Annotated in this window: 27 protein-coding genes and 2 tRNA genes; 15 read left to right on the forward strand and 14 right to left on the reverse strand. The window is 28.1% G+C overall.

Annotated elements, in window-relative coordinates:
- Position 1: 1 nt before the first annotated feature.
- Genes L8X33_RS05225 through L8X33_RS05250 form a run of 6 tightly spaced genes read right to left on the reverse strand, consistent with a single transcriptional unit; the run spans position 2 to position 5,553 of the window.
- A complete protein-coding gene (locus L8X33_RS05225) occupies positions 2-2,011 on the reverse strand; it encodes a flagellar hook-length control protein FliK (RefSeq protein WP_263670147.1) in 2,010 nt (669 codons plus the stop codon).
- Positions 2,001-3,197 (reverse strand): MFS transporter, encoded by a 1,197-nt coding sequence (locus L8X33_RS05230; RefSeq protein ID WP_133319290.1) that lies wholly within the window; start codon positions 3,195-3,197, stop codon positions 2,001-2,003. Before L8X33_RS05230 ends, L8X33_RS05225 begins: the two co-directional genes overlap by 11 nt.
- Entirely contained in the window at positions 3,191-3,676 is a 486-nt protein-coding gene (locus tag L8X33_RS05235; RefSeq protein WP_012661294.1) for a hypothetical protein, read from the reverse strand. Before L8X33_RS05235 ends, L8X33_RS05230 begins: the two co-directional genes overlap by 7 nt.
- Positions 3,660-3,938 (reverse strand): AtpZ/AtpI family protein, encoded by a 279-nt coding sequence (locus tag L8X33_RS05240; RefSeq protein WP_039641170.1) that lies wholly within the window; start codon positions 3,936-3,938, stop codon positions 3,660-3,662. Before L8X33_RS05240 ends, L8X33_RS05235 begins: the two co-directional genes overlap by 17 nt.
- Positions 3,935-5,212 (reverse strand): glutamate-1-semialdehyde 2,1-aminomutase, encoded by a 1,278-nt coding sequence (hemL, locus tag L8X33_RS05245; protein WP_263666735.1) that lies wholly within the window; start codon positions 5,210-5,212, stop codon positions 3,935-3,937. The genes L8X33_RS05240 and hemL overlap by 4 nt, the downstream gene beginning before the upstream one ends.
- A complete protein-coding gene (locus tag L8X33_RS05250; protein ID WP_263666734.1) occupies positions 5,209-5,553 on the reverse strand; it encodes a c-type cytochrome in 345 nt (114 codons plus the stop codon). The genes hemL and L8X33_RS05250 overlap by 4 nt, the downstream gene beginning before the upstream one ends.
- Before the next feature lie 81 nt (positions 5,554-5,634).
- On the opposite strand from L8X33_RS05250, the gene folD reads away from it, so the two are divergent.
- The 5 genes from folD (at position 5,635) to L8X33_RS05275 (ending at position 10,619) form a co-directional block, all read left to right on the forward strand.
- Entirely contained in the window at positions 5,635-6,483 is an 849-nt protein-coding gene (gene folD / locus L8X33_RS05255; RefSeq protein ID WP_263670148.1) for a bifunctional methylenetetrahydrofolate dehydrogenase/methenyltetrahydrofolate cyclohydrolase FolD, read from the forward strand.
- Positions 6,480-7,328: a signal peptidase I gene (lepB, locus tag L8X33_RS05260; protein ID WP_220566758.1), complete on the forward strand. Its 849-nt coding sequence runs from the start codon at positions 6,480-6,482 to the stop codon at positions 7,326-7,328. Before folD ends, lepB begins: the two co-directional genes overlap by 4 nt.
- 161 nt (positions 7,329-7,489) lie before the next feature.
- The gene (locus L8X33_RS05265; protein ID WP_263670149.1) at positions 7,490-8,656 is read left to right on the forward strand and encodes a pyridoxal phosphate-dependent aminotransferase; all 1,167 of its coding nucleotides are present in this window, start codon (positions 7,490-7,492) and stop codon (positions 8,654-8,656) included.
- Positions 8,657-8,745: 89 nt separating this feature from the next.
- Positions 8,746-9,867 (forward strand): tRNA guanosine(34) transglycosylase Tgt, encoded by a 1,122-nt coding sequence (gene tgt, locus L8X33_RS05270; protein WP_263670150.1) that lies wholly within the window; start codon positions 8,746-8,748, stop codon positions 9,865-9,867.
- A complete protein-coding gene (locus tag L8X33_RS05275) occupies positions 9,861-10,619 on the forward strand; it encodes a CorA family divalent cation transporter (RefSeq protein WP_133319282.1) in 759 nt (252 codons plus the stop codon). Before tgt ends, L8X33_RS05275 begins: the two co-directional genes overlap by 7 nt.
- Position 10,620: 1 nt before the next feature.
- On the opposite strand, the gene L8X33_RS05280 is transcribed toward L8X33_RS05275, so the two are convergent.
- Positions 10,621-10,697, reverse strand: a tRNA-Arg gene (locus L8X33_RS05280).
- A 118-nt stretch (positions 10,698-10,815) separates the two neighbouring features.
- Here L8X33_RS05280 and L8X33_RS05285 point away from each other — a divergent pair.
- The 6 genes from L8X33_RS05285 to L8X33_RS05310 all read left to right on the forward strand — a co-directional run bounded on the left by L8X33_RS05285 (position 10,816) and on the right by L8X33_RS05310 (position 16,241).
- Positions 10,816-12,258 (forward strand): acetyl-CoA carboxylase subunit A, encoded by a 1,443-nt coding sequence (locus tag L8X33_RS05285; protein ID WP_220566761.1) that lies wholly within the window; start codon positions 10,816-10,818, stop codon positions 12,256-12,258.
- A complete protein-coding gene (locus tag L8X33_RS05290) occupies positions 12,255-12,515 on the forward strand; it encodes a hypothetical protein (RefSeq protein ID WP_012661304.1) in 261 nt (86 codons plus the stop codon). The genes L8X33_RS05285 and L8X33_RS05290 overlap by 4 nt, the downstream gene beginning before the upstream one ends.
- Positions 12,515-13,234: an arginyltransferase gene (locus L8X33_RS05295; protein WP_133319279.1), complete on the forward strand. Its 720-nt coding sequence runs from the start codon at positions 12,515-12,517 to the stop codon at positions 13,232-13,234. Before L8X33_RS05290 ends, L8X33_RS05295 begins: the two co-directional genes overlap by 1 nt.
- 18 nt (positions 13,235-13,252) lie before the next feature.
- Entirely contained in the window at positions 13,253-14,059 is an 807-nt protein-coding gene (locus tag L8X33_RS05300; RefSeq protein ID WP_133319278.1) for an adenylosuccinate lyase, read from the forward strand.
- 69 nt (positions 14,060-14,128) lie between these two features.
- The gene (gene ftsW / locus L8X33_RS05305) at positions 14,129-15,292 is read left to right on the forward strand and encodes a putative lipid II flippase FtsW (protein ID WP_220566762.1); all 1,164 of its coding nucleotides are present in this window, start codon (positions 14,129-14,131) and stop codon (positions 15,290-15,292) included.
- Between the two features lie 190 nt (positions 15,293-15,482).
- On the forward strand, positions 15,483-16,241 hold the full coding sequence (locus L8X33_RS05310; protein WP_263666731.1) for a basic amino acid ABC transporter substrate-binding protein: 759 nt from the start codon (positions 15,483-15,485) through the stop codon (positions 16,239-16,241).
- Here L8X33_RS05310 and L8X33_RS05315 read toward each other — a convergent pair whose 3' ends face one another.
- A complete protein-coding gene (locus tag L8X33_RS05315; RefSeq protein WP_263666730.1) occupies positions 16,242-17,507 on the reverse strand; it encodes an aminotransferase class V-fold PLP-dependent enzyme in 1,266 nt (421 codons plus the stop codon).
- 58 nt (positions 17,508-17,565) lie between these two features.
- On the opposite strand from L8X33_RS05315, the gene L8X33_RS05320 reads away from it, so the two are divergent.
- The 4 genes from L8X33_RS05320 (at position 17,566) to L8X33_RS05335 (ending at position 20,949) form a co-directional block, all read left to right on the forward strand.
- On the forward strand, positions 17,566-18,417 hold the full coding sequence (locus tag L8X33_RS05320) for a DUF234 domain-containing protein (RefSeq protein WP_263666729.1): 852 nt from the start codon (positions 17,566-17,568) through the stop codon (positions 18,415-18,417).
- A gap of 2 nt (positions 18,418-18,419) precedes the next feature.
- Positions 18,420-19,436, forward strand: a complete 1,017-nt coding sequence (locus L8X33_RS05325) for a sensor histidine kinase (RefSeq protein ID WP_263659366.1) — start codon at positions 18,420-18,422, stop codon at positions 19,434-19,436.
- 42 nt (positions 19,437-19,478) lie between these two features.
- Positions 19,479-19,555: transfer RNA gene (locus tag L8X33_RS05330), tRNA-Arg, on the forward strand.
- 182 nt (positions 19,556-19,737) lie between these two features.
- A complete protein-coding gene (locus tag L8X33_RS05335) occupies positions 19,738-20,949 on the forward strand; it encodes a tyrosine-type recombinase/integrase (protein WP_263659367.1) in 1,212 nt (403 codons plus the stop codon).
- Here L8X33_RS05335 and L8X33_RS05340 read toward each other — a convergent pair.
- From L8X33_RS05340 to L8X33_RS05365, 6 genes are all read right to left on the reverse strand, one after another.
- The gene (locus L8X33_RS05340) at positions 20,942-21,121 is read right to left on the reverse strand and encodes a DNA-binding protein (RefSeq protein WP_039625719.1); all 180 of its coding nucleotides are present in this window, start codon (positions 21,119-21,121) and stop codon (positions 20,942-20,944) included. The genes L8X33_RS05335 and L8X33_RS05340 overlap by 8 nt on opposite strands.
- Positions 21,122-21,131: 10 nt before the next feature.
- On the reverse strand, positions 21,132-21,791 hold the full coding sequence (locus L8X33_RS05345) for a pentapeptide repeat-containing protein (RefSeq protein WP_263670152.1): 660 nt from the start codon (positions 21,789-21,791) through the stop codon (positions 21,132-21,134).
- A gap of 44 nt (positions 21,792-21,835) precedes the next feature.
- Positions 21,836-22,255, reverse strand: a complete 420-nt coding sequence (locus L8X33_RS05350; RefSeq protein WP_263670154.1) for a YopX family protein — start codon at positions 22,253-22,255, stop codon at positions 21,836-21,838.
- Positions 22,252-22,731 carry a hypothetical protein gene (locus L8X33_RS05355; protein WP_263670155.1) on the reverse strand — a complete coding sequence of 160 codons (480 nt, stop codon included), beginning with the start codon at positions 22,729-22,731 and terminating at the stop codon, positions 22,252-22,254. The genes L8X33_RS05350 and L8X33_RS05355 overlap by 4 nt, the downstream gene beginning before the upstream one ends.
- A 54-nt stretch (positions 22,732-22,785) precedes the next feature.
- A complete protein-coding gene (locus tag L8X33_RS05360; RefSeq protein ID WP_263661552.1) occupies positions 22,786-23,226 on the reverse strand; it encodes a hypothetical protein in 441 nt (146 codons plus the stop codon).
- 146 nt (positions 23,227-23,372) lie between these two features.
- A complete protein-coding gene (locus L8X33_RS05365) occupies positions 23,373-23,603 on the reverse strand; it encodes a hypothetical protein (protein WP_263670156.1) in 231 nt (76 codons plus the stop codon).
- Between the last annotated feature and the right edge of the window lie 203 nt (positions 23,604-23,806).

Raw genomic sequence — 23,806 nt, forward strand, 5'->3', positions numbered from 1 at the left:
TTTAAGCCCTTGTGTCAAAACCCATATTAAAGTCATTATATTCTTCTTGATTGTGAAATTTACTTTTAATTATATCGCTGATGAAAAAATTAGAGCTTAGAAGTCCTACTTTAACTAAGGCTTTTTTTAGTTCATGTGCTCTTTCATAAAGTTTTTTTCTAAAATTAGCATTTTCTATCATCATATTTATATCGATGTATTTATCATTACTTAGAGATAAAAATACATTGATTTTTCCTAATTTTTCAAATTCAAGATTAATTTGTGCATAAAATTTATCTTTTTTACCGCGCTTAAAAACTACATTAGATTTTTCTAAATCATCCCAAAAAAAAGGTAAAAAAGTATGAATGCTATTATTGGCTAAAGATAAAAGTTGGTTAAATTCAAGCTGAGCTATAAGACGATTTGCTTGATTTAGTATGCTTTCATTGTCTAAATTTTTGGCTAGATTAGAAACTTGCAAAAGAGTGGATTTAATATCTTTTTGTAATTCTGAAGAAATTTCTGTGCTATCTTTTTGGGTGATTTTTCCAAGATCTTTTATAGAAAGTTCTAATTTTTTTTCTATATTTTTTATATCATCTAAAGAATTTTTTGCCTCATAATTTTTAGGATCTAAAGCTTTTAAAACTTCATTGAGTTTTCTTCCTATTAAGCCTAGTTCTTTGTTTAGATTGTTTAAAAGCTCTTCTTGTAAATTTTGGCTAAAATTAAGATTTTTGCTTACATTTTGTTTGAAAATATCTTCTAGTAAAATTTTACCCGAAGTGCTTTTAAATATATCTTCTAACTTAGTATTATTTGTTTGTAAATTTTGACTTTTGCTATCATTTTTGCTTAAATCTTCAGTATTTTTTTGCTGTGTTTTTGGCTCTTCTTTGGGATTTTCTTTGATATCTTTACTTTGTGGTATTTTTTCTTCTTTTGTGTTTTGAATTTCTTTATCTTTTACTATGCTTTCTTGTTTTTGTTGAGTTTCTTTTTTATCCTCTGTGCTTTTTTGCGGAGTTTTTATTTCCTCTTTTGATTCTTCTTTAATGTCTTTAGTATGTGGAGTTTTATTTAAATTTTCTTGTGTTGTTTCAGTTTTGTTTTTGTGGTTTTTGATATCTTTTAAAAGTGTTATAAAATCTTTTATATTTTGGCTAAGCTCTTTTAGTATATGAGTGTTTTGAATTTTTATGTTTTCGGGTTTGGCTAGTTCTTTGTTGATAAGTGCTAAATTTTTACTGAGATTTTTAATGAAATTATTAGCAATATTTTGTAGCTTTTCTTGATTAATGGAGTTTGGATTTTTATTGATATAGTTTTTAAAATTTTCTATTTTATCAAATAGTTTAAAAAGTGTCTTGTAGTTTGTATTTTCTAAAGAAATTTTATTATCTTTTTTATGATTTTGTAAGATGTGAATAAGTTCTTTTAGCGTACTTGCGGTGTCAAGATTTTTAAGATCTAAATTACTTATATCGCGTTTTAGATTTTCGCTAGTAGCACCTTTTATAGTACTTAAAAGATTAAAAAAACTCTGTGGCAAATTTTGCTCTTTTAAAGAATGATTGAGTTTTGCTTCTAAAAATACACCTGAATTTTTTACTAGAGATGAAAGATTTTTATTGTTGATATCTTTAGCGGGTTTAACTAAATCTTCTAAAATTTTAAGTAGTTTTTCAAATTCAGGATTTTTAGAAAGCTCTGCTTGAAGTTTTTTAACTTCATTAGCAAAATTAGGTGCAAAATTTAAATCTTTATGATTTTTTAATACTGCCAAATCAGGATCTTTGTTGGTTTTGATTTGATCTAAAAGTTTATTAAGTAATTCTTGTAGTTTTTGATCAATTTTGCTAACATAATCTTTGGGTAATTTAACTTCAGAATCGCTTTTGGAAAATAAAGGATTTTTTAACGCATCATTGAGAGAGGTTTTTTTGTCTGATTTTTCACTTTTATTTTCTTTATTTGTTTCATTTTTTGCAAACTGATTTTGACTATTAGAGATATTAGTTATCATCTAGCATTACCATATTACCAGGTTTTCTTTTAAATTTGGTAAGTTTTTTAAATTTTGGTTTATCGATGGCAAATAGTATCAAAATACTTAATAAAACTATATAAAAATACATAAAGCCATAAGCTTGAAAATAATACATCAAAGTTCCCAAAACTGCAGGTGCAAATAAAGCACCAAAAGAATAGGTAAAAAGAACTGCTCTGCCAAGTTCAACTCTTTTGCTAGGATTATCAAGCATATCATTTGCTCTTGCTAAAGAAAGAGCGTATAAACAACACATGCCCATGCCTAGCAAAAATCCAAAAAAGTATTTTAGATAAATATTATATTCTAAAAGTAGTATGCAAAGCATAGCGCTTAAAGCAATAAAAGCACACAATATAATGGCAAATTTTCTGCTAATTTTATCAGAAAGAGTTCCGATATAAAGTTGCGAAATAAAGCCACCTACCATAGTAGAGAAAATAAAAATAGAAGCTTCTTTTGCGCCAAATCCTTGTATAAGTACAAATAAAGAAGCCATGGAAAAAAAGCCATTTAAAAGCATGCCCGCTATAAAACTTGTTACTAAGGCTAAAGGCACTATATCAAAAACCTTAGGAATGGAAATTTTTGTTTTTTGTGGCAAAATAGGCTCTTTAATGCGGATTAAAAATAAAGGAATGGAGGCAAACATAATAAAACTAGCACTTAAAATAAATACTGTATTACTTGGAAAGTCAAAAGACATAAGTAAAATTCCAAAACCTGATGATGAGTAAAATACAACCTCATAAAAGGCTATTACTCTTGAGCGAATAGTGTTTTTTGCTTTTTCATTAAGCCATGATTCTATTACCATTAAAAGCGCATAATAGCAAAAACCTAGCAAAAATCTTAAAAACATCCAAAAATAAAGATTAGAATTTAAGCTATGAAGCATGGTGGCTATACCAAAAATAATAGCAAAAATTCCAAATGATCTTATATGTCCTACTTTAGAAACTATTCTATGGGCACTAATTGTACTTACCATAGCACCAAGAAAATAACAACTTCCTATTACGCCTATATAAAAATTACTAACATTATTATGCTTTAAAATAATAGCTATGGAATTTACTGTTAAAGCACTTCCTATGAAAACAAAAATCATACCAAGAAATAATGCTGTTAGTGATCTAATCGTTCTTTTTGAGCTTAACATTTTCTTATTAAAAAATTATATATTAATACCGCTATGGGTGTGACAAACATTGCACAAAACAAGGCAAAAATACTCATTAAACCTTGAAACTCTAAAAATAAAAATCCTGCTATTAAAAACACATAAGCAAAAATTTTAAATAAAGAAAAAAAAGCTAACGCGTTTTTAAAAATACTTTTAAATTTTGGTTTTAAATCGTCATCTATATGGATAAATTTTATAATTTTTGGCAAAGAATATTGTTTTTTAGCAAAAATTTGTAAAGGTCTTTGCGTAAAATCATAATTTTTAGCTGCTTTAAAAATAAAATTTTTATAATTTAAAAAAGATATTAGAATGATTAAATTTTGAGCTAAAAAGCCAAATTCAAAGCTTATAAAGGTTTTAAAGCTTAATTCTTTGTAAAAAAAAACTCCTGCTAAGAAAAGTAAATTTAATCCTAGCAAGAGTTTTAATAAAATTTTAGGCTTTAGGATCATTTTTTAAATCTTTATAGCGATTTTCTTCTTTAAATTCTTCGTAACTTTTTACTTGTGCTTTATAGGCTTTGTAAACATTTAAAATCGCCGCAGCTACTCCTATAAACACTCCTACCCAAAAAAGCCAAACAATGCCGGTTAAGTTTTTTAAAAAATAGCCTATACCAACTCCGATTAAAACAGCTACAACCATGGATATACCAAGGCTTAATCCATCTGCAGCTTCTATACCTTTGCGAATGATTTTTTGTCTTTTATTCATAATGCTTTAAAACTTTCTTGTGCTGCTTGTATAGTTTTATCAATGATTTTTTTATCCATACATTCACATATAAAACCTGTTTCAAATTGAGATGGTGCTAAATATACACCTTTGCTTAGCATCTGCGCATGAAATTTGGCAAATAATTTAGTATCTGATTTTAAAGCGTCTTTATAATTATTAACAGGGTTTTCACAAAAGAAAAATCCAAACATAGAACCAACGCAATTAACTTGCAAAGGAATTTTGCAATCATTTGCAGCTTCTTTAAAGCCTTGAGTAAGTCTTTTGCCTAGTTTTTCTAATTTTTCATATAAGCCTTCATAATTTCTTGCTTTTTTTAAGCTCGCATAACCTGCAGCCATAGCAAGAGGATTGCCACTTAGTGTTCCTGCTTGATATACCCCGCCCAAAGGACTTAATAAATCCATGATTTCAGCTCTTGCAGCAAAAGCAGCTGCAGGAATACCTCCGCCTATAACCTTACCAAAAGTTACTATATCAGCTTTTATGTTATTAATCCCAAAAGAGCCAAGATATGAAGCTCTAAAGCCACTCATAACTTCATCAAAAATTAAAAGAATTTGATGCTCATCACATAGTTTTCTTAACTCTTGTAAAAATTCTATTTTAGCAGGTACTAAACCCATATTTCCTGCAATTGGCTCTATGATGATACAAGCTATATTATCATCATTATTGATTAAGTTTTTAACACTATCAATATCATTATAAACGGCTACTAGAGTATTTTTAGCTACATCGGTTAAAACTCCTAGTGAGCTTGGGGTGTTAAAAGTAGCTGCACCGCTTCCAGCGCTTACCAATAAAGAATCAGAATGCCCATGATAACATCCTTCAAATTTGATGATTTTATCTTTTTTACTAAATCCTCTTGCAAGACGAATAGCACTCATAGTAGCTTCAGTGCCACTACTTACAAAACGGATTTTATCCAAATGTGGCCAATCTTTTAAGATAAATTTGGCCAATTTAGTTTCAGCTAAAGTTGGCGCACCAAAGCTCGAGCCATGCTCTAATGCTTTTTTACAAGCTTTTTCAATATCCTCATCACAATGTCCAAAAAGTAAAGGTCCCCAACTTTGCACATAATCTATATAAGTATTTTCTTCTATATCGCTAATATAAGCACCTTTGCCTTGTTTGATAAATAAAGGATTGCTACCTACACTTGCAAAAGCACGCACTGGGGAATCTACCCCACCTGCTATATACTCACAAGCTTCCTCAAAGGCTTTTTTATTGTTTTTCATTTTTTACTCCTTTTATTGCTAGTAATATAATCATAAAGTGATTTTATTTCATCTTCTGTTAGCGAGTAAGTTGGCATAATGCTTTTTGCCTCTTGAGGTTGATTTAGAATTTTTCTAAAACGCGTATAAGGAGTGTTTTTAATACTTGGCACAATAAAAGGAATTTTTTCTCCATTTTTAGCGTAATAACCTAGTATTTGTTGACCTCCATCGCCATGACATTTAGCACAACTTATGCCTCTTGGATTTTTGTAAAGGGACTCTTGGTATTCTTTAGGAGAGATAAAATCTTCAGCCCAAGCACCATAAATTATAAAAAATAAAAATAATACAATTTTCATTCATTGCCTTTAACAAAAAAAGAAGTTTTGTTATGATACAATTTTTTAAGTTAAAGAAAGCTATAAAATTTAAGGAAAGAAATGACACTTTTAGATGGTAAAAAGCTAAGTGATAAGTTAAAAGAAAATTTAAAACAAGAAGTATTAGAACTTAAAGCTCAAAGTATAGAGCCTTGTTTGGCTGTAATTTTAGTAGGCGAGGATCCTGCTAGTGCTACTTATGTGGGTTCTAAAGCAAAAGCTTGCGAGCAATGTGAAATTAAGTCTTTAGTTTATAAACTTGATGTAAATACAACTCAAAATGAGCTTTTGGCTTTGATTAATACTTTAAATCATGATGATAGTATAGATGGAATTTTAGTTCAACTTCCATTGCCATCGCATATTAATAAAGATATAATCTTAGAAAGTATTAACTTTAATAAAGATGTAGACGGCTTTCACCCCTTTAATGTCGGAAATTTAAATCTTAATTTAAAAGGTGGTTTTTTACCATGTACACCTTTAGGCGTTATGAAAATTTTAGAACATTATGATATAAAATTACAAGGAGCTAGTGTAGTTGTAATAGGAGCTTCAAATATAGTAGGCCGTCCTATGGCTACTCTTTTGTTAAATGCTAATGCTAGTGTGAGTATTTGTCACATTTATACAAAAGATTTAAAAACTTATACAAAAAATGCTGATATTGTTATCGTAGCAGCAGGTTGTCCAAATCTTTTAAAAGAAGATATGGTTAAAGAAGGTGTGGTGGTAATTGATGTTGGGATTAATAGAGTTGATGGAAAAATAGTAGGTGATGTCGATTTTGAAAATGTTAGTAAAAAAGCTAGTTATATCACTCCTGTACCAGGTGGAGTAGGGCCTATGACTATTGCTATGCTTTTAGAAAATACTATAAAATCAGCTAAAAATAGGATAAAAAAATGAAATTTTTGAAGAAAATTTATAAATTTACACAATCTTGGACGGGAACTTTAGTAGTTGTTTTATTGATTATATTTTTCTTTATACAAGCTTTTACTATACCAAGCGGTTCTATGAAAAATACTTTATTAGTAGGGGATTTTTTATTTGTAAAAAAATTTTCTTATGGTATTCCAACCCCGCATATTCCTTGGGTGGAAATTCCTGTTTTACCTGATTTTAATAAAAATGGACATTTAGTAAGTGGTGAAGGTCCTAAAAGAGGGGATATTGTGGTATTTAGATATCCGCATGAGCCAAAAATCCACTATGTAAAAAGATGTGTGGCCAAAGGCGGAGATGAAGTAGTTTTTGCAAATAAAACCTTATATGTGCGTATGGTTGAGGGTGATGAATATATGAAAGATTATTATCCTAATAAAACAAAAATTATAGGCGGAAGACTTTTTGTAAAAGAGCCTTTTGTGGAAAAAGGAATACATTATGATTCTAGAGTGGATATAGACAGTGTATTTTTTCGCTATTTAAATTTGGGGCAATTTGCTATGAAGCCTGCTTCTTTTGATGAATTAGGTGCTAATAATATTTATGGTTTTAATGCTTATTATTATAAAGTACCTGAAAATGAATATTTTATGATGGGCGATAACCGTGATCATTCTAGCGATAGTCGATTTTGGGGAAGTGTAGATTATAAATATATAGTTGGGCAACCTTGGTTTATTTATTTTTCATGGGATGAAAATAAAAAAGTTAGATGGGAAAGAGTAGGGCGTTTAGTTGAAACTATAGAAAAAGATGAACGCTTTATTCATCATAATGAAAGCGACATAGAAGCTTTAGAATAATTACCCAAAGAAACAAATAAAAATAGTTTGTGTAGAAAATGTATAGTTTCTACACAAAATTTTTAAAAATATACAATCTTGATTTTACTCGTAGAATTTTTTAAGCTCCAAGTTGTAACAATTACAAAAATTAAAATTAGTATAAGATAAAAGGATAGAAAATGCTAAGCCAAAGATCTCAAAATTTAGGAGAATCCTTAACTTTAGTAATGACTGATATAGCCAAAACTTTAAAAGCAAATGGTGAGAAAGTTATTAGTTTTTCGGCAGGTGAGCCTGATTTTGATACTCCAGAAATCATTAAAAAAGCAGCAATTGAAGTTATTGAAAAAGGTTGTGGAGCTTATACGCCAGTTGTGGGTATAAAAGAAGTTATAGAGGCTATACAATATAAATTTAAAAATGATAATAGTTTAGATTATAAAACAAGTGAAATCATTACCAATGTTGGTGCTAAACATTCTTTGTTTATGGCGATTGAGTGTTTAGTTGAAGAAGGTGATGAGGTTATCATTCCAAGTCCTTATTGGGTGAGTTATCCTGAAATGGTAAAATTTGCAGGCGCAACTCCTGTGTTTATAGAAGGTGAAGCAAAAAATGGATTTAAAATCACCCCAGAACAATTAAAACAAGCTATTACTTCAAAAACTAAGGTTTTGATGTTTAATTCTCCATCAAATCCTACAGGAGCTATATATTCTAAAGAAGAAATAAGTGCTTTAGCTAAGGTTTTAGAAGGAACTAAAATAGTAGTTTTAAGTGATGAAATTTACGAAAAATTAGTTTATGATGGAGAATTTTGTGCTTTTGCACAAGTTAGTGAAGATGCTTTAAATAGAACTGTAAGTATTAATGGTCTTAGCAAATGTGGTGCTATGCCAGGGTGGCGTTTTGGATACATGGCAAGTAAAATGAGCGAGTTTAATAATGCTGTTAAAAAACTACAAGGGCAAAGTACATCAAATATTTGTTCAATCATCCAACACGCAGCTTTACCAGCCTTACTTGGAAAAGCAGATAATGATATTGAAATGATGAGACAAGCCTTTTTAAAGCGTAGAGAATTAGCTTGTGAAATTTTAGCCAAAAGCGATAAGTTAAAATTAGAACAAATTCCACAAGGAGCTTTTTATTTATTTATATCTTGTAAAGAAGTTGATAATGATTCTATGAGATTTTGTAAAAGACTGCTAGAAGAGCAAAAAGTAGCTTTGGTGCCAGGTATTGGTTTTGGCATGGAAGGGTATTTTAGGCTCTCTTATGCAACTAATGAAAAAGATATTATTGAAGGTTGTGAAAAAATCGTTGAATTTGTAAAAAACTACTAATTTCTTAAGCCTGTTAAAAACAGGCTTTCTTTCAAAAAAACTTATAAGCAAGTCTTTGGTATGATTATGCAAAAAATATAGGAAAAATAATGGAATTTGAGGTTCAATATAAAAGTGCAAATGCTAGAGCTTGTCGTATAAAAACTACACATAGTGAAATTTTAACTCCTATTTTTATGCCCGTTGGAACTTTGGCTGCGATTAAAAGTTTAGATGCTGTTGATATGAGTGAGATTTTAAATGCAAAAATTATTTTAGCAAATACTTATCATTTGTATTTAAGGCCTGGTTCTAAAGTGATTAAGCAAATGGGTGGCCTGCACGGTTTTAGTAAATTTGAAGGCTCTTTTTTAACAGATAGTGGAGGTTTTCAAGCTTTTTCTTTAAGTAAAAATTCAAAACCTGATGAAAAAGGTATTCAATTTAAAAGTCATATCGATGGAAGTTTGCACTATTTTACCCCGCAAAGTGTTTTAGATGCACAATATGATTTTAATTCAGATATTATGATGATTTTAGATGATTTAGTGGCCTTACCTGCAAGTAAAGAAAGGATAGAACTTTCTCTAAAACGCACTATAAAATGGGCAAAAGAAGCTATTGATTATCATAAGTTAAAACAAAGTCAAGGTGTGGGAATAGGGCAAAATATCTTTGGTATTATCCAAGGTGGGACTGATTTTGAAGCTAGAAAAATTTGCTCTCAAGCACTTTGCGAGATGGATTTTGATGGACTTGCTATAGGTGGATTAAGCGTGGGAGAAGAAAATGAGGCTATGTATGATACGGTTGAAGCTATGATGCCTTATGTGGATAACAATCGCCCTAGATATTTAATGGGAGTTGGCACGCCTGAAGATTTAGTAGAAAATGTAGCAAGAGGTGTGGATATGTTTGATTGCGTGATGCCAACAAGAAATGCAAGAAATGGTACCTTATTTACTAGCTTTGGAAAATTTAATATCAAAAAAGCAGAACTTATCACTGATCATGCCCCTATAGACGGCAAATGTTCTTGCTATACATGTAAGAATTTTTCAAGGGCCTATTTAAATCATTTATTTAAAGCCAAAGAATTAACCTTTTTTAGACTTGCAAGTATTCATAATTTACACTATTATTTAAATTTGGTCAAGCAAATGCGTGAAGCTATTATTAAAGATGAATTTGAAAATTTTAGAAAAGAATTTTATAGGCAAAGAATGTGTTAAATGATACTTTAAAACAAATTATTAGCAATATTAATATATCAAATGCTTATTATGAATTTGATGATTTTGATATTTTCACTCTAGATATAACTAAAAATTCTAAAAGTGTATTTGTTTTTAAAGAAAATCAAATTTTTGAGTATAAAGATGAAAATTTGATTTTATTTTCTAATACGGAATTTATAGCTATATTAAAAGAAATTTTGCAAAATGAAAAAGAAAAAAATAATACCATTAACCTTTCTATAGAAAAAAGAGAGGAGTTGATTTTAGAAAATAAAAAAGTAAAGAATTTCTTGACAAAATATTTTATATTAAAAGTTAAGCTTAGTAAAAGTTATAACATGGTTTCTTCTGTTTTAGAAGCTTGTAAAATTTGTCATAGCAAGCATCATTTTATAAAGAAAAGTTTAAAAACAATTATTTTAAATTTAGCTGTTTTGGAAAAAAATATTAAAGAAAATATATCAAGATTAGAAGGGATTTACACTTATATTAATACCGCAAGAAATGAAAAAATAAATAAAAATATTTACTTTTTAAGTATTATGTCTGCAATTTTTTTACCTTTAAATTTAATCGTTGGATTTTTTGGTATGAATACCAAAAATTTATTTTTATCTGAAAATGAATACGGAACTTACTATATTTTAGCTGTGATTTTAACGATATTTTTTATTTTATTTTTATGGTATCAATTTAAAGATAAAAAAGAATTGGATTTGGATGAATTTTCTGTAAAAAAGAAATAAGTGGTACGCCCAAGAGGATTCGAACCTCTGACCTTTTGAACCGCAATCAAATGCTCTATCCAGCTGAGCTATGGGCGCAAAAATAAAGAGTAATTCTATCAAAAAATTCTTAAAATTAGCAAAAATAAATATTTTTATAGAATTTTTATATTTTTATGCTAATCTTCTTTTTAATATTTTAGCTTAAGGCAAAGTCATGATACATAAGATTTTAATAGCCAATAGAGGTGAGATTGCAGTAAGGGTGATCCGTGCTTGTAGAGATTTGCATATACAAAGTGTTGCTGTTTATACTGAACCTGATTATGAGTGTTTGCATGTAAAAGTTGCTGATGAAGCATATAGAATAGGAACTGATGCCATAAGAGGGTATTTAGATGGTAAAAGAATAGTTGAGATTGCTAAAGCTTGTGGAGCTGATGCTATACATCCTGGATATGGTTTTTTAAGTGAAAATTATGAATTTGCAAAAGAATGCGAAGAAGCAGGGATTATCTTTATAGGTCCAAAATCAGATGTTATCCGCAAAATGGGTAATAAAAATATAGCAAGATATTTAATGAAAAAAAATGGAATCCCTGTAGTTCCAGGTACTGAAAAATTAAATCATTGCACATTAGAAGAAATCAAACTTCAAGCTTTAAAAATAGGCTATCCTGTAATTTTAAAAGCTAGTGGTGGTGGTGGCGGTAGAGGCATACGCGTAGTACATAAAGAAGAGGATTTGGAAAAATCTTTTGAAGCATGCAAAAGAGAAGCACTAAGTTTTTTTAAAAATGATGAAGTTTTTATGGAAAAATATGTTATTAATCCAAGGCATATTGAATTTCAAATTTTAGCAGATAATTATGGTAATATCATTCATCTTTGTGAAAGAGATTGCTCAATACAAAGAAGACATCAAAAAATCATTGAAATAGCACCTTGCCCAAGTATTTCAGAAAAACTAAGAAAAACCATAGGAGTTACTGCAGTAGCTGCTGCAAAAGCTGTGGGCTATACGAATGTTGGGACGGTTGAGTTTTTACTTGATGATTATAATAGATTTTATTTTATGGAAATGAATACAAGAATTCAAGTAGAACACCCAATTACTGAAGAAATCACGGGGATTGACCTTATTACAAGACAAATTCGTATAGCAAATGGGGAAATTTTAGATCTTGAGCAAAGCGATATAAAACCAAGAGGTTTTGCGATAGAAGCTAGGATTACAGCAGAAAATGTGTGGAAAAATTTCATTCCAAGTCCAGGTAAAATCACAGAGTATTTTCCAGCTTTAGGGCCATCTGTGAGAGTGGATAGTCATTTATATAAAGACTATACTGTGCCACCTTATTATGATTCTTTACTTGCAAAATTAATTGTTAAGGGCTCAAGTTATGATAGTGCAGTTAATAGACTTGAGAGAGCTTTGAAAGAATTTGTGATTGATGATATTAGAACAACTGTTCCATTTTTGATTGCAATTACCAAAATAAGAGAATTTAGAAGAGGGTATTTTGATACTTCTTTCATAGAAACACATATGGAAGAGCTTTTGGAAAAGACAGAAGATAGACACCAAGAAAATAAAGAAGAAGTAATTGCTGCTATAGCTGCAGCCTTACAAAAGATAAAAGAAAGTAGGCAATCATGAGTTTTTTAGATGAATTAAAAGATATAAAAAAAGCACTCCAAAAAGAACAAGGTCAAACAAAAAAAGAAAAGGTTAAAGCGAGTAAAAGCGGAGTTAGTATGAAAAATACTGACTTAGATGCTATACAAAAAGACTTAGCTAAGCAAAATGAAGATAAAAAGCAAGAACAAGAATTTGAAGATATGTTTTTAAAAGAAGAGCGTTTAGCTAATGAATTTATGGAATTTGTAAAAAATAGTGATATTAAAAAGATCTAATGAATAATATTATTGGTTTTTGTACTTTAGAAGAAGAATGTCCTTATCTTGAAAATAGATATTGTAGAAATGAGTATAATTATATATCTTTTATTAACAAAGCGCAAAATCAAGAATTAGTTTCAAGAGGTTGGCGTCGCTTTGGATCATATTTTTCAAGACCAATATGTAATGATTGTAATGAATGTCAAAATTTGCGTATTTTGGTAGAAAATTTCCATTTTAGTAAAAGCTATCGTAGGGTTTTAAAAAAAAATATAGCTACTAAGATAATCTTACAAAAACCTTCTTTAAGTGATGAGCATTTACTGCTTTATGAAAAATACCACCATTATCAAAAAGATAAAAGAAATTGGAAAATTTATGATTTAAATTTTAGAAAATATTATAATCTTTATGTAGATAATGCAGGTACTTTTGGATATGAACTTGATTTTTATATAGATAATAAGTTAGTTTGTGTTGATTTGATTGATATTTTAGAAGATGGAATTTCTAGTATATATTGTTTTTATGATCCTGATTTTTCACATCTAAGTCTTGGAAAATACTCGCTTTTAACAGAAATCAAGCTTGCACAATTAAAAAAATTAAAATATATTTATTTAGGATATTTTGTAAAAGGGTGTCAATCTTTATCATATAAAGCCGATTATAGTCCAAATGAAATTTTAAAACACACTAGTGCTTTAGATGAACAGGCATTTTTGTGGAGTTAGGTTTATAGAGAGGATTTTATGCAAGTAGTGCAAACTTTAGAATCTGTTAGTGTTAATACTGATGATTTTTTAATGTTTAAATATTTTCAAGATCTTATCCGTAAAAATTTTTCTAAAGTTATAGGTAATAAAAATAAAACCCTATCTTTTTTTGTGGAAAATGAAATTCCTCAAAGAAGATATTTTTTAAAACTTGTTAATCACAAGTATAAAAAAAATACTGGAAACCAAATCGATAATCTTGCTTTTGCGCATTATAAGACCTTTAAATTAAATCTTGCTCAAGCAAATACTTTAAAGCCTGTAATCTTTGCTAAAATAGGTTTTGCACAAAAAAATATCTTAATAACTTTAAGTTCTAATGAAAAAATGTTTGCTGTATATTTAGAGCAATATTTTAAAGATCATAAAAGCATGTATGATGAGAAAAATTGTATTTTTTCAGTAGAATACAAAGATGATAATACTTTAAATCTTTTAGAAATTTTAGCAAGCGTAAATGAGCATTTAAAATATTGTGTGGATTTTACAATCAATGAAACTCAACTTTTAGAATTTAGAAATAAAATGAAAAATAAAGCCAATACTAATTGGAAATTTAATGCTTTGGCTAAACTTTTTGAGAATTATTTCCAAACTTTAGGATGTAATTCTAGTGATGATTTTGCTACTATTAGACAAAATTATCTTAATTTAGTTAAAATTTATCATCCTGATCGCCATCAAGGTAAAAGCAAAATCGAACAGGCTTATTGTCGTGAGGAATTTGAAAAAATTCAGCTTGCTTATGAGAGTTTAAAATCTTTATATAAAAACAACACATAATCTCCAAATAACATCATTTTAAGTTGCAATTTATTAAAATTAATTTTTATAAAATTCTAGGAAGAAATTTTGGTTGCTGATAGAAAATTATTTTTTTTAAGTTGCATTCTAATAACTATAGGGATACTTTTTTCATATTCTTTAAGTGCTTTTACTGTGCTTTATTTAGAATATAATGAATTTCATTTTTTCATCAGACAGCTTTTTTTTGGACTTAGTGGTATAGCTATTATTTATTTTGTTTCAAGATTAAATCCTGATAGTAAAATGGCACATTATTTAATGATAAGTGTTTTGTTAATCTCTTTTTTATTTATACTTATTTTGCCTTTTTTACCGACCTTTCTTGCTACTGCAGCAGGTGGTGCTAAAAGGTGGATCAGGCTTGGTCCTTTATCTATTTCTCCTGTTGAATTTTTTAAGATAGGTTTGATTTATTTCCTTGCTTGGTCTTATACAAGAAGAATTGATGATAGCAAAAAAGCAATCAAACACGAAGTTTTAATTTTAATTCCTTATTTTATTTTAGCTGCTTTTGTTATTGGCTATATTTATATGACACAAAATGATTTAGGCCAAAGTGTTATCTCTTTTTTCTTGGTTTTTGCTTTAGCATTTTTTGCAGGAGCTAGTAAAAGACTTTTTGCTTTTGGCGTGGTTATTGTTGGAATGATTGGGGTTTTGGTGATTTTAAGTAATCAAAGAAGAATTCAGCGTATTTCTGCTTGGTGGGGAAATATCCAAGATGCGTTTTTACCTTTTTTTCCTGATTGGCTAGCAAGTGCTTTAAGAGTAAGCCATAACTCAGAACCTTATCAAATTTCACATAGTTTAAATGCTATAGCTCATGGTGGATTTTTTGGAGAAGGGTTGGGTCTTGGAACTTTTAAATTGGGATTTTTAAGTGAGGTGCATACGGATTTTGTTTTATCAGGGATTACTGAGGAAATAGGATTGTTAGGATTGAGCATTATATGTTTGATTTATTTGATGGTCATACTTAGAATTTTTAGAATTGCTGGGCGCTGTGAAAATAAGGTCCATTTTTTATTTTGTTCAGGTGTAGCTTTACTTTTATTATTTTCATTTTTTATGAATGCTTTTGGAATTATTTCTTTAACTCCATTAAAAGGAGTTGCTGTGCCACTTTTAAGTTATGGTGGCAGTTCTATGTGGTCTATTTGTCTTGGAATAGGTTATGTTTTAATGATTAGTAAGAAGGTAAAAATTTAAACTCATTAATTAAAATATATAAAAATTAACTTAAATAAAAAATATTCTATAACAACTCTTTACAAAAAACTTTTTTCTGCTATAATTATGCTCACATTTATTATAAAGGAGGCGGATATGAAGAAATACAGGCGTTTAAACACATTATAATCATTTATCAATTTTATTTTAATTTTAACAAAGGAAAAAAATGAAAAAAATATTATATGTTGTTTTAGCGTTATTTGGTATATTAGCTTTAGGTGCTTGTTCAAGCGATAAAAATCAAGCTAGTGCTTCTAGTGAAAAAGTTTATAAAGTAGGTATAGCTGCAAATTATCCTCCTTTTGATTTTATTAAAGATGCAAAAATTACCGGCTTTGATGTTGATTTATTGGAAGAAATTGCTAAAAGAGAAAATTTAAAACTTGAATGGGTAAATATGAGTTTTGATGGTTTAATTCCTGCCTTAAAAGCTGGAAAGATTGATATGATAGCTTCTGCTATGAGTTCAACTCCTCAAAGATTAGCAAGTATGGATTTTAGTGATACTTATTTCAATACTAAAAATTTATATTTAAAATTAAAAACAGATTCTAGTATTAGCGATAAACAAAGTTTGGAAGGTAAAAAAATAGGTGTTCAACTTGGAACTATTCAAGAAAGTGCTGCTAAGACTATTCCAAATGCTCAAGTAGTTGCAAGCGAAGAAATGTTAGCAGCAATTTTAGCTTTAAAAGCTGGCAAAGTAGATGCAGTTTTAACGGATAAAGATATTGGTAAAGGTTATTTAAAAACTAATGAAGAGTTAGAAGCATTTTTAGAAGAAAATGATGGAAGTTCAGGGTTTTGTATAGCTTTTGATAAAGGAAAACAAAATGAGCTTGTTCAAAAAATTAATGCAGGTTTAGAAAAAGTTAAAGCTGATGGTACTTACCAAAAAATCGTAGAAAAATACGATTTACAATAATTAACTTAAAGCCTTGATGCTTATATTCAAGGCTTTAAAAAAATATTCTATATCTTCTTTTGTATGCGTATAATGAAAACCCACTCTTAGCCAACCTGGTTTAGATTTTAATTCTTGATTGTCTTTTAGATTGAGTAAATCATGCCCATAAGGTCCTGCACAAGCACAACCTGCTCTTGTTTCTATCTTATAAGTTTTACTTAGTTTATAAGCTAAATCAAAAGGAGAAATTCCTTCTATATTAAAAGCAAAAATAGGTAATCTATTAGTGATATTTTTTGCATATAAGATCATTTTTGGAAAATTTGTACATTGTTTGAAAAAATATTCACAAAGTTCTTTTTCTTTTTTTTCTATATTTTTTAAACCTATTTCATTGCGTATTTTAAAAGCCAAACTTGCTCTAATAAGCTGAATAATTCCAGGTGTGCCACCTTCTTCTAAATTTTCAACTTCGCATAAATATTGTTGAGATGTTCTTGAAACATAGCCCACAGTTCCACCTGCTGCAAAGCTAGGGGTATTGCCACATAGATTTTTTTTGATAGCAAGTAAGCCACAAGATCCTACACCTCCAAGTAGTTTATGAGAGCTAATAAACACTGCATCGTAAAATTTAGGATCTAAATTAGCATAAGGAGCTAAAGTGGAAATATCAAAAGCAACTATACCGTTGTGTTGTTTGACTAAAGTGTAAATTTTTTTATAATCACTTAAAATTCCTGTAACATTAGAAGCTGCATTAAAGCTTGCTATGATTTGTCTGTTTTTGGATTTTTGTAATAATTTTTCTAAAAAATTAAAATCTAATTCTCCATTTTTATCTAAGGGCACTCGAACGCATTCACACAAAGCTTCTCTAAATGAAAGTTCATTAGAATGGTGTTCATAGGGTCCAACTATAACCAAAGGTAAGGTATTTTTGCCTGTATTTTTAAAATATTTTTCTTTAATAAGTGGTGGTATATATAGACCTAAAAGTTCTTGAAATTTTTTTATAGCTGCTGAAGATCCACTCCCACAAGCTATAAGAGCAAAACTATCATCTAATTCAAGGTATTTTTTTAAATTTATTCTTGCGTTTTCATAATGCTGTTGTGTGATAAAAGAATTTAAAGAGCTATCTGAATGTGTATTTGCATAGGTAGTAAGAATTTTTTTAATTTCTTTTTCTATGCTTTTTAGTGCTAAAGCGCTAGCTGTAAAATCAAAATAATATATTCCTTTTTTTAAAATAATATCTTGTTTTAGTTTTTCAATATCCAAAAAAAATCCTCTAATTTTTTGTTAAAATTATAACATACAAAATATTTATTTTAAGGATGTGATTATAAAATTTGGTGATTTTTCAAAACGCTGTGAAACTTTGGAGCTTGAAAGTATTTTTGATTTTTATAGTATTTTTGATGAGTTTGAATTTGATTTGAAATTAAGTTTATATGAAAATATCTTAAATGTTTTTATTTTGAAATCCTTTGATATTTTAGCTTCTTTAAATTTAGATGAGAATGCTTTAAAAGCTTTGAGTGTTTTAAGTAAAAACGATAGAAAACGCTATTCTATTAATAAATCTATTCCGCATTTTCAGGCTCTAGGACTTATTAATAAACTTTTAGAGAAAAATATTTTGATCTTAGAAAAAAGTCAAGAAAAGCCAATTATAAAAAACAAAAGACAGAAAGTTAAAAAAGAATTACGCTCTTATAATATACAAGATAAGGTTGTTTTTAAAAATCAAGGATTAAGATTTTTCTTTTATTTTATATATCCTAAACTTAATTTAATCGCGATGAAAAAATACAATGAATTAATAGAACTTATCCAAGAAAATTTGGAAAAATATCAAAGTTTTACTTTTGAACTTTTATGTAAAGAATTTTTAGCAAAAAAACTTAAAGTGAATCAAGTGTATAGTTTTTGGAATTATTATCATGAAATAGACTTGTATTATCATGAAAACAATTTTTGTGTTTTAGGTGAAGTTAAATTTAAAGAAAGAAAAATATGTAAAAATGTTTTAAATATTTTAAAAAGTAAAGCAAAACAGTTGCAAATTCAACCTAATTTATATGTGCTTTTTTCAAAGAGTGGCTTTAGTAAAGAGCTTATTTTAAATAAGGAGCGTAATTTGCTTTTATATACTTTAGAAGATTTTCAATTTTTAATTAAGGATTAAGTGTGGATGAGAATATTTTAAAAAGTTTAGATTCTAGTGAAAAAGAAAACTTACAACAAGGATTAAAAGCCTTAATAGAGCAAACCTATGTTATAGAAAATGAATATAAGCAACTTAATGAAAACTACACTGCATTAAGACAAATGGTAAGTGAGATTATAGAGGTTTTGCCTATGGCTTTGTGGATTTTAGACGCAAATAAAAATATTATTTTGCAAAACAACCTAGCTACACAAAAGCCAAAGCTTTTAGAATGCATTGATCTTGATAAAACACATTATGAACTTGAGTTTGATCATAAATTTTATCTAATCAAAATCACCTCTCATACTGATAAACTTATAGTAAATGCAACAGATATTAGTGATGAAAAAAGAAATGAAAGGTTAGCTAGCATGGGAACAGTTGCAGCACACCTAGCACATGAAATACGCAATCCTATAGGTTCTATTTCTTTATTAAGCTCTACTTTGTTTGAAAGAAGTGAGTTAAAAAATAAGCATATAGTTTTAGAAATCCAAAAAGCAATTTCAAGAGTAGAGCGTATTGTAAATTCTACTTTACTTTTTACAAAAGGAGTACATGTTAATTTAAATGAGTTTAATTTACAGGAGTTACAAGATGAGTGTGAGCAAGCTATTGGAGCTTATAATTATCTAGCTAATATCGATTTTAAATTTGAATTTTTAGATTTAAAAATCAATGCAGATAAATCTTTACTTGCTTTAGTTTTGCAAAATTTACTTTATAATGCCATAGATGCTATTGAAGAAAGCGAAAATGATGATGGTTATATAAAGGTTAAGTGCGAACAAAAAGAAGATAGGGTTTTTATTAAAGTTTATGATAATGGTGTAAGTATCAAAGATAAAAAAATGGTTTTTGAGGCTTTTAAAACAACTAAATTAAAAGGTAATGGTTTAGGTCTTTCTTTATCAAAACAAATTATTGATGCGCATAATGGAGTTTTAGGTTTTGATGAAAATCCAAAATGTTTTTTTATAGAGCTTAAAATTTAAGCTCTATAAAATAAATTTTTTCTTAAAATAATAAAAATATTTGTCCTCATAGCTCAGCTGGATAGAGCGCAGAATTCCTAATTCTGAGGTCGCAAGTTCAAACCTTGCTGGGGACACCATTATTATTTAAATACATTTCTTACATTTCTTTAAACCTCTATTTTTAGGCATTTGTAGTATTTTATTTATTTCTTTTATTTCATTTATTTGATATAATTTCAATACCCATTTTATACCCAGCGTTATTTTTTATAGGTATTGGGTATATTTTTGGTATTTTTTGGGTATAAAGGGGCGAAAAATGGCACTCTCTCAAAGTGATATAGAAGCATTAGAAATAAAGGAAAAACAATACTTAGTTCCGCTCGGTGAGCCAAAAGAGCTTTATTTAAAAATTCATCCTACAGGTAGAAAAGTTTTTCAACTTAGAGAGCAAAAATTAAAAAAATATATAACCATAGGAGAGTTTAGAAAAGGATTGTTAAGTCTTGCAGAAGCTAGAAAGGAAGCGATTAAGATTTTACAACAATTAAGAAGCGGGGATTTTATCGATAACAAGAATAAAAAATTTACATTAAATATGGCAAATGATCATTATATAGAAACTATAGGAAAAAAACTTTCATATTTTACTATCAAAAAGGAGCAGGGGACTTTTGTAAAATACATACAGCCTATGCTAGGAGAAAAGCCTATTAATTTGCTAGAAAAGAAAGACTTTCTTCCTATTTATGATCATATGAATTCAAAAAATATTTATTCAACTTTAAATAAAAGTATTGCTTTTATTTGCAGAATTTTAGAACTTGCAAGACAAAGAGGAGAATTAAAAACTAGCATTATTGCAGATTTGAAAGATTTACAAAAGTACTATAGATTAATCAATGATGATTGCAATGTGAAGCATTTTAAAGCTTTGGTAGAAGAAAAAGAGGTTAAGTTTATGCTCGAATGTATGAAAGAATACAGACAAAGAGCTAGGGTTAATGTGAATATTATAAATGCAATTTATTTTACGCTTTTGACAGCGCAAAGAAGTAAAAACATACGATTTGCTAAATGGAGTGAGATAGATTTTGATAATAATCTTTGGGTTATACAAGCTGAAGATATGAAGGTAAAAAGTAATGGTGAAAATATTATCCCATTGAATGAATATGCATTAAAAATATTACAAATGCAAAAGATGTTTAATGTAAACAAAGAATATGTGTTTTTTAATTTTGATAAATGCATTAGCGATAACTTTGCAAGCAAGTTTTTCAAAATGTATGATTTGAAACATACAATACATGGATTTAGAAGTACTTTTAGGAGTATATGTACAGAAAAAAGCAACGAGCTTATAAAACTTGGCATAGGCAAAGATATCGCTGAGATGATATTGCACCATGTAAATGGAAGTGAAGTTGAAAGAGCTTATAATAGAAGTAAGGCCATTGATTTAAGGAAACAGCTTATGAGTTGGTATGGCGAATACTTAAATTCCTTGTGTCCATTTGATTTTAAATGATAACTTTTTTAGATTTAAACCAATGATCTAGTTCTGTTTTTTTGTACCTGATTGTTTTAACATCAATCTTGTAGTGTGGCATGCCATTGCTTCTTGCTCTAAATTGTTGTAAAGGGTTTAATCCATACATTTGCTCTACTTGCTTTGGTGTTAAAAATTCTATATTTGACATGGGGTTTCCTTTAAATATTGTATTTTATATTGATGATTTTAAACAAAATGTCTTTGTATGCATTCCATACTTGCGTATAATCTTCACGACCATCGTTTAACTCTTCATTTTTTACATTTTTCCACCATGATATGCTTTCTTGTTTGCAACCTATGGCTATATCTTGAGAATTAAAGGATATGGAAAATTTTTCTACTTGTAATGAGCATATGTTTTCCATATCTCCTATGGTATTTGAAATTAAAGTATTTTTAAAAAATGGATTTGTAATTCTTGTTTTTAAGAAATTGTTTTCTCTTAAATCAGCCCCGCTAAAATCACAATCTATAAATCTAGCAGAATTTGAAAAAATGTTTTGTAGCGAGCAATTTTTAAAATTAGTTTCATTTGCAATTACATCTTGCATATAAGCGTTTTTTAAAACAGCATTTGTAAAAACAGCATTTGATATAATGCTTGATTGAAAATCGCAATATTGTAAAATGGCATTAGTGAAATCAGCCCCGATTAGATCTAAACTATTAAAATCTACGCCTGTTAAATTTTGCTCTTTAAAATTAGCATTTTTTAAAGATATTTTTTGCTTTCTGCAAAAATCAAGTAGTTCGCTCAAACTAAATTCAGTTTTTTCTATAATAATATTTCCATTTTTGTCATAAATTGTAGCCATTTTATTTCCTCTTGTTTTAGAATTAATATTGTTTTTTTGTGGGTTTAGATGTGGTTCTCGTGGATATTGCCGATTATTTCAACATCACTATAAAAAGTAAAATCTAATACATCTTTATTGCTAGTTATTAGTTCAAACCTAGCTTCTTCTTTATCATAAACAACACGACCTGCTATAATTTCTCCAGTGGCAAAAAACTCTAAAATATCACCTTCAAAAATCTTTTTGCCATTTCTATCACGTAAGCCTGTCCAAAGTTCTATTTCAATATCATTGGAATTATAAGACTTAAGCCCATAGAATTCATTATTCTTAGGATTTTTGTTATCAAAACAATCCATTACTTTTAAATAATTTTCTTTGTTTCTTTCATTATTAAAAATAAAGCTCATCTGGCACTGATAGTTTATAAATGTTTTTCTTTTGTAATCCCAAGCTCTAAAATCAAAATCTTTTAATTTCATTCTTCAATCCTTTGCTTGTATAGTTTTAGATATTTTTCTATATTTTCTTTATCAAATAATTGATAAAGAAAGTCAAAATAGTTTAAATCAATCAAGTAATCAAATAAATTTTTAATATCTTCTGTCATTTTAATATCATAATGTGGGTGTGATGATATTGCATTAATAGTCTGCCAACCATATCTATATAAGCTCATAATTTTTAACTTTTTATCTAAGTCATCGCCATTGTATTTTAGTAATTCTAATTCCATAAAATCATTAAATATTTCGCTGGCGAATATAGGTATGTGATTATATTTTTCATAATCACTTTTTCTAAGTTTATATAGCTCTATCTTACAATCAAGATAAAATCTAAATTTTTCAATTATATTACTAAAATCATAACTTGACTTATCTATCACAGTTTCCAAATAAGAACTAAAATCATAAATATATTCTGATGTATGTAAATCAATATTTTCTTTTTTCAATTGTTAATCCTTTAAGCTGTATTGTTTTTTAAAGTTAACTTTTTTATTAGTTCTTTATTGGTTTTGCAAACTTAAGTTTAAAAACTCTCCAGTAAATATAAAAATTCTTCTCCTTACAATATTTTCTAAAAATTCATATGAGACACAATTAGGTATATTTACATACATTTTCATAGGTAAGAAATATCTAGACATATCAAATATAATAGCATTCTTAGCTTTATTTTCTAAAGCTTTTGTGCTATCAGACATATCTTTATTAAGTGTTATAGAGAATATAACTTCACTATTATTCATATAAACATTATAACTGCTAGAAATATTATTAAATCTACCCCTCATTAAATCTATAATCACATCTTTATTTGTATTAATATATGATTTAATTTCCTTAATGGCTAAATTTTTCTTTAAAATCTTTCTTGTGGAACTTACTTTACCATCTACATAATAAATACTATGCTCTCCATCTTTTATTAAATCTCGTATCTTCATTTACAAACCTTTTTTAATTATTTAAACCCTAATCATGCCATTTACATCAATACTTTGATTAGTGTTAAAATTTTCTAATTCTTTCCCATACAAAGCATAAGCTACTGCATAACTAATTTTAATTTGTATCATTTTTTTAACCTTTTCTATAATTTATGAAATTGTGTAAAATTGATATTTTCTGTATTGAATTTTTCTTTTATATGATTAACTACATATCTATACGTAATATTTGGGTCAGATGTTTCCCAAAAATATCTTTTGTCTGTAGATATACAGCTTCCTTTAATTCTTTCTCCATCGTTTATCGTTGCCTCGTAAGCGCAAAAATAATGAGTTTGAATTTTTAAAAAGTTAAGTATTTTTTCTGTATTCATATTAATCCTTAGTAACCAAATAAACAACCCAAGCTATTAAGGCTATTATTGATAATAAAAATATTGTTGAATGTATATAAAGCAAAGTAATCATATTAGTCCTTGTTTTATTTTTTAAATTTAAAAATCCTTTTACATTTTTTAAGATTATCTTTTGAGAAAATTTCAAGAATAAATAATCCTATGACAATTGCACAAATCCC

The organism is Campylobacter sp. CNRCH_2014_2849, assembly GCF_025772845.1.
Taxonomy (GTDB): Bacteria; Campylobacterota; Campylobacteria; order Campylobacterales; family Campylobacteraceae; genus Campylobacter_D; species Campylobacter_D lari_D.